6 protein-coding genes are annotated in these 5867 nt (G+C 62.5%); 5 read left to right on the forward strand and 1 reads right to left on the reverse strand.

All coding sequences use genetic code 11. The annotated features are described in order from the left end of the window. Positions 1-226 precede the first annotated feature (226 nt). The 5 genes from Q0520_RS04270 to cbiQ are packed head-to-tail and all read left to right on the forward strand — an operon-like array spanning position 227 to position 4084. A complete protein-coding gene (locus tag Q0520_RS04270) occupies positions 227-1396 on the forward strand; it encodes an NAD(P)/FAD-dependent oxidoreductase (RefSeq protein ID WP_298667031.1) in 1170 nt (389 codons plus the stop codon). Positions 1397-1435: 39 nt separating this feature from the next. Then, positions 1436-2074, forward strand: a complete 639-nt coding sequence (gene cbiM, locus Q0520_RS04275; RefSeq protein WP_298667034.1) for a cobalt transporter CbiM — start codon at positions 1436-1438, stop codon at positions 2072-2074. Further along, complete coding sequence (locus Q0520_RS04280) at positions 2071-2409, forward strand: PDGLE domain-containing protein (RefSeq protein ID WP_298667036.1); 339 nt, start codon at positions 2071-2073, stop codon at positions 2407-2409. Before cbiM ends, Q0520_RS04280 begins: the two co-directional genes overlap by 4 nt. Before the next feature lie 32 nt (positions 2410-2441). After that, complete coding sequence (locus Q0520_RS04285; protein ID WP_298667038.1) at positions 2442-3275, forward strand: ATP-binding cassette domain-containing protein; 834 nt, start codon at positions 2442-2444, stop codon at positions 3273-3275. After that, positions 3272-4084, forward strand: coding sequence for a cobalt ECF transporter T component CbiQ (gene cbiQ, locus Q0520_RS04290; protein WP_298667040.1), 813 nt, complete (start codon positions 3272-3274; stop codon positions 4082-4084). The genes Q0520_RS04285 and cbiQ overlap by 4 nt, the downstream gene beginning before the upstream one ends. A gap of 326 nt (positions 4085-4410) precedes the next feature. On the opposite strand, the gene mcrA is transcribed toward cbiQ, so the two are convergent. Next, the coding region (mcrA, locus tag Q0520_RS04295) for a coenzyme-B sulfoethylthiotransferase subunit alpha (RefSeq protein WP_298667041.1) at positions 4411-5867 on the reverse strand (1457 nt) is incomplete at its 5' end.

A 5867-nucleotide genomic window follows, 5' to 3' on the forward strand; every position in this document is an offset into this window, starting at 1 on the left:
TCAGCGAGTTCGAGAAGACGAAGTCTTCGCTGTCCGGGGGCGACGAGCGACAGCGAGAAGTCCCCCGGCGGAGAGGTCCACGCACTCGCCATGAAACTGTGGGGTCTGAGAAGAAAGAAAGGGAGATGATCAGGCAGACACTCGCCGCGGTGACTCCACGGAGACTGGCGACGAAAATCCCTCCCCACGGTGACGTTCAAGTGAGAAGGGAGCAGAGTAGTTCTGCATGTACGACGTTGCGGTGGTCGGCGCCGGGCCGGCAGGGAGTGCGGCGGCACGCGCCTGCGCAGAATCGGGACTCTCCGTCCTCTGCATCGAAGAGCACGCCGCGCCGGGCTTTCCCGTCCAGTGCGCCGGTCTCCTCTCGGTCAAAGCCCTTGAAGAGTGCCGCGTCTCTGAACGCTCTGTCCTGAACCGGGTCCGGGGTGCGAGAATCGTTGCCGGCACCGGGGCAGAACTCTGCTTCGATGCCGGGGTGACGAAGGCCTCGGTCGTCGACCGCGCCCGCCTCGACGCCGAGATGGCGGCGGCGGCGGCTGATGCCGGGGCCGAGTTCTGGCCGAAGACCGCCGTCGTCGGGAGAGAGGAGGGGCGCCTCGTCACCCGCGGGGCCTTCGGGAGACGAGATGCCGGAGCGCGGATGTTCATCGCCGCCGACGGGCCGCGGGGCGGCATGGCACGCATGCTCGGCATGGCGCGCTCGCCCGTCTACCTCTCCGGCATCCAGGCCGACGTCCCCCTTGACATGGACACCCGCTTCGTGGAAGTCCACCCCGGCGCCGCCCCGCAGTTCTTCGGCTGGGTGATCCCGACCGGGGAGGGAAGGGCGCGGGTCGGCCTCTGCGGCCTTCGCAATGTCAGGGAGGACTTCCAGACGTTCGCCGGGCCGTACCTGACGAGTTGCACACACCTTGTGACCGGCACCGTCCCTCTCGGCCCGATGCCGCGGACCTACGGCCACCGCACCCTCTTCGTCGGCGACGCCGCCGGACTTGCAAAACCGACCTCTGGCGGAGGCGTCTATACTGGTGTGCGGGCGGCGCGGCACGCTGCGGCCGTCGCCCTCGCCTGCTGCGAGAGGGACGATTTCTCCGACACCGCCCTCGCCGGATACGAGCAGAGGTGGCAGGCCGACTTCGGGCGCGAACTCGCCTTCGGTATGCGCTTTTTCCGGTTCAGGCAGGAACTCTCGGCGGCGCAGACCGACGCCCTCATCGCGAAGATGGCAGACCCCGCGATCACCGACCTGATCGTGCGCTACGGCGATATGGACCGCCCTGGCGTCCTCGCCCGTCGCCTTCTCACGAAACCATCCATCATCATGTCTCTCGGCACAATTGTCGGGCCATCAGTACGCACTTTTTTGAAGGAATGCGCATTCAACATGAATAGATAATACTTATATTCAAGAACGTGCTACTGAACTATGGTCACCATGCATATTCCAGATATCTTCATTCCTCTCTGGCAGAGCGCCATCTACTGGGTCATCGCTCTGATCTTCATCGCCCTCGCACTGCGGTGGGCACGGAACGAACTCGACGACGAGAAGGTACCCCTTATCGCCGTCCTTGCCGCCGGGATCTTCGCCATCCAGGCCTTCAACCTCCCGGTCGGCATGGGAACAACCGGTCACCTCGTCGGCGGCGCCCTTGCGGCGATCCTCCTCGGGTCACCCTATGCCGCGGTCTTCATCCTCACCCTCGTGCTCCTTGTCCAGGCTATCGTCTTCGGTGACGGCGGCATCACGACGATGGGCGCCAACATCATTAACATGGGCGTCATCGGCGGGTTCGTCGGTTTCTACACCTACAAGGGACTGATGGGCGTTATCGGTAATGTCTACCTCTCCGCAGGCATCGCCGCCTGGTTCGCCTGCCTCATCCCCGCACTCTGCGCATCCGTCGAGATGTTCCTCGCGGGCACCTTCCCCCTTGTCGAGGGCATGATCGCAATGGGCGCCTACCACGCGGCCATCGGGATCATCGAAGCAGTCATCACCGCCGGTGCGATCTACCTCATCGCCGCGGCGCGGCCTGACATGATGAAGACCGTCGAGGGGGTGGCGGCATGATGGATACGAAACAGTTCCTTGTCGCCGGCGTCGTCGTCGCCCTCCTCATCGGCGTCACCGCCGTCTTCTTTGCCGCGGGCGACCCCGACGGACTGGAGAGCACGGCCCTCGTCGTCCAGGGCGTGAAGGACCTCACCGGCCCGACACCCGAAGACGCCGACCCCGAAGCAGTCGGTCAGGACGTTGGTTTTGAGTACGAGGCCCCCATGCCCGACTACACGATGGGCGAGGACGCCGGCAAGATGGGTGAAGTCGTTGCCGTCGTCGCCGGCACTCTCCTTGCCCTCCTCCTCGTCCTCGGTGTCGGCAAGGCTGTCACGGCCTCAAAACACTGACTCTATATCTTTTTTTACCAAACAGGATACTGATGCACATTATCGAGACCCGCAACCTCACCTTCGCCTACCCGAACCGGCCCCCGGCCCTGAACAACGTGAACTTCATCGCCGGCAGGAAGGCACGGATAGCCGTGATCGGGGCGAACGGCGCGGGAAAGAGCACCCTCTTCAAGCACCTCAACGGCATCCTGAAGCCCACCTCGGGCGAGGTGCTCATCCACGGCGAACCCATCACGAAGGCGAACCAGAGGGAAGTGCGCAAGATCGTCGGCATCGTCTTCCAGAACCCCGATGATCAGGTCTTCGCGCCGACGGTCGAGCAGGACATCGCCTTCGGGCCGACAAACCTCGGTCTCGACGAGGAGACGATCCACCACCGCGTGGAGAGCGCGATCCGCCTCCTCAGTCTCGAAGAGATGCGCGACCGCCCGCCCCACCAGTTGTCGGGCGGCGAGAAGAAACGCGTCGCCATCGCCGGCATCCTGGCCATGGAGCCCCAGGTGCTCGTCCTCGACGAACCGACCGCCGGACTCGACCCGCAGGGCGTCGCCGACCTCATCGCCTTCATCAACACCCTGCCCGAGCGTTTCGGCATGACGGTGATCTTCTCCACCCACCACCTCGACCTCGTGCCCGAACTGGCCGACTATGTCTACGTGATGGACCACGGTTCGATCGTGGCCAGGGGGACGGTGCCGGAGATCTTCTCGCAGGCCGACCTCCTGGCGCGGACCCGCCTCGACATCCCGGTGCTCCAGAGGCTGATGCAGTCCCTGCGTGAGTCGGGCGTCCCCCTCGGCGAGGGCTACACCTACACCGAGGTCGAGGCGGCGTTCCTCTCCGCGTACCGGGGGAGGCAATGATCGAGGAACTCTTCGCCATCGAGCAGGTGGCGCAGGGGACAAGTCCCCTCCACCGCTGCGACGCACGGGTGAAGATCCTCATCGCCTTCGCCTTCATCATCGCCACTGTCGCATACCCGTACACGACCGGGGTCTATATCCCCTGCGCCGTCTTCCTGGCATTCTTTGCGGCCCTCTGGGCCATCTCCCGCATCTCCCCGAAAGAATACCTCAAGCGCCTCCTCCTCGTCCTGCCCTTCGGTTTCTTCCTCATCGTCTTCCAGATCTTCTTCACGAACCCGCACTATGCCGAGTTCCATCCCATCGTCACCCTCCCCCTCGGCATCGCCATCTATGCCGAGTCCGTGGAGTTCGCCACCATCCTTGCGGTAAAGTTCCTGGTCTGCATCTCCTTCATCATCCTGCTCTCGTCGACGACGACGATGCAGAGTATGCTCGAAGGCGCCGGGCGCCTCGGCCTCCCGGCAGAGTTCACCCTCATCCTAGGGATGATGGTCCGCTACCTCTTCCTCTTCGGGAGGATGTACGTCCGGGTCAACGCCGCCCTCCAGACCCGGTGCTTCGACGCCCTCGACCGGACGCTCCCCTACCGCTACCGGTTGAAGATGCTCGCCTACGAGATCGGGACGATCTTCATCAGGTCCTTCGAGCAGGGGGAGCGGACCTACACAAGCATGCTCTGCCGCGGCTACGGGAAGGACTCTCACCTCCTCATCACGAAAAAACCATTGAAGGTGATCGAATGGGCGTTTCTCGCCGGGACATTCGCCCTCATCATCGTCACCTCGGCCCTGACCTGGCTGGTCTAAAAACATTTCCCGCTACTTTTTTTTTTCGCCGTTCAGAAGGTCATGTCAGGGAGCCTGCCAGAGAGAGAGCCTGCCACCTCTCAAAGATGCAGATGCGACTGAGGTCGGCGGATAATTGTTGGATATATTTTGAATGCGGATATATTATCCACAGATATATCACGAAAAAAAGGAAATTTGAGGTGATATTGTCTATTGAATCGGGCCACAAACCCCACGTGCGTGAATGGCGCTTCACGCAACAGTGTGTGCGGAAGAGTATATGGCACTGATCACAATTGATTCATTTTGCAGAGGGACGTGCAAAAAAAGGCAGGGTAAGGGTTTTACCTGACCGGGATGATCAGGGAGCGCTCGCCTGCCGGCATGAACTCGCGGATCGCACCCTTTGCGAACTCGCGCCTGGGTTCGGAGAAGTCGAACTTCAGGGACGGGTCGGCGAAGGTGATCTTGATCAGGGGCTCGAGACAGAACGCGTCGCCGCGGCTGTAGTGGGAACCGGCGACGATAGCGGCGTACTCGCCCTGGTGGCCGACGTTCATTGCGTAGTTCGGGTAGTTCGGGCCACGGAGTTCGCCCATCAGGCCGCGGTCAGGCTCCATGGAGAGGGAGTTTGCTGAACCGCACTGGTCCTGCAGGTCGTAGCCGAAGAAGCCGAGCCTGGACCATGCATCCTTGTGGATGATCATGGAGAGGTACCAGCCGTTGAGACCGGCGTTGGAGTTGCCGGTTGCAATTGCGGTGGAGAGACCGGAGGCTGCAGCCATGACACCGGCACGCTGGGAGCCGCCGAAGTGGTCTTCCATCATGGTCGGGAACTGCTCGTACTGCTCGAGGGCGTTGAGGGTGACCTCGGTGGAGATGTCGTTGACGACGTCCTGGGTCGGCTTGACCTTGTCAGCCGGGGACGGGTTCTTCCAGTCGACCTTGTACTTGTCCTTGATGTAGTCCATGCCGTAGTAGGTGAACTCATCGAGGATGTTGTCGGTGTATGCGGCGGTCGCGTACTGGGTGAAGCCGACACCGCCGGACATGTAGGAGCCGAGCCAGATCTGGTCGAAGAGTGCGCAGCCCGCACCGACGACCTCAAGGGAGGCCTTTGCCGGGTCGTTCGGGTACTTGCGGTCGGCCTGGATCATATCGGCGAAGTTGCCGAACTTGATGCCACCGGGCTCGTTCGGGCCACGTGCACGGCGTGCCGGGAGGATGTCGGCCATCTGGATGACGCCGGCGTGCTTTGCAGCGAAGGAGAGGTCGGCGACTGCCGCTTCACCGGCGCACATGCGGTATGCAGCGATGAAGGACATACCGATCTGCATCGCAGACCAGCGGGAGGTGGTGCCGCCGTCGCACGTCCTGGAGACGATGGACGGGATGTGGATTGCCTGGAACATCGACTTGCCGACTTCGGCCTTGAGTTCCTCGGCCTGCTTCTTCGGGAAGAGCTTCTCGATGTTCAGGAGGAACTGGGGCTCGATGTCGTCGGCGAGTTCGTCGTCGCCGGTGAAGACCTTCACGTAGCAGTCGTCGGTGAGTGCCGGGTGGGTCTCGACCATGTGTTCCTGGACGACTGCGCCGCCGGGCATGGCGTGGTTGAGGATGTGGAGGTACTCGTTGATCGTCTCAGGGGTGACTTCCTTGCCGAGACGCTTCTGCAGGGTGGCGTGGGCCATGTCCATGCCGACGATAACGGTCCTGCGGATGTCGTCCCACATCTGCTGCATGGCAGCGTTGTTGACGAAGTGGAGGTCGTCGCCCTCGACGAAGACGCCGGTGCCGGAGA

It is taken from the genome of uncultured Methanofollis sp. (genome assembly GCF_937919355.1).
In the GTDB taxonomy this organism is placed as follows: domain Archaea; phylum Halobacteriota; class Methanomicrobia; order Methanomicrobiales; family Methanofollaceae; genus Methanofollis.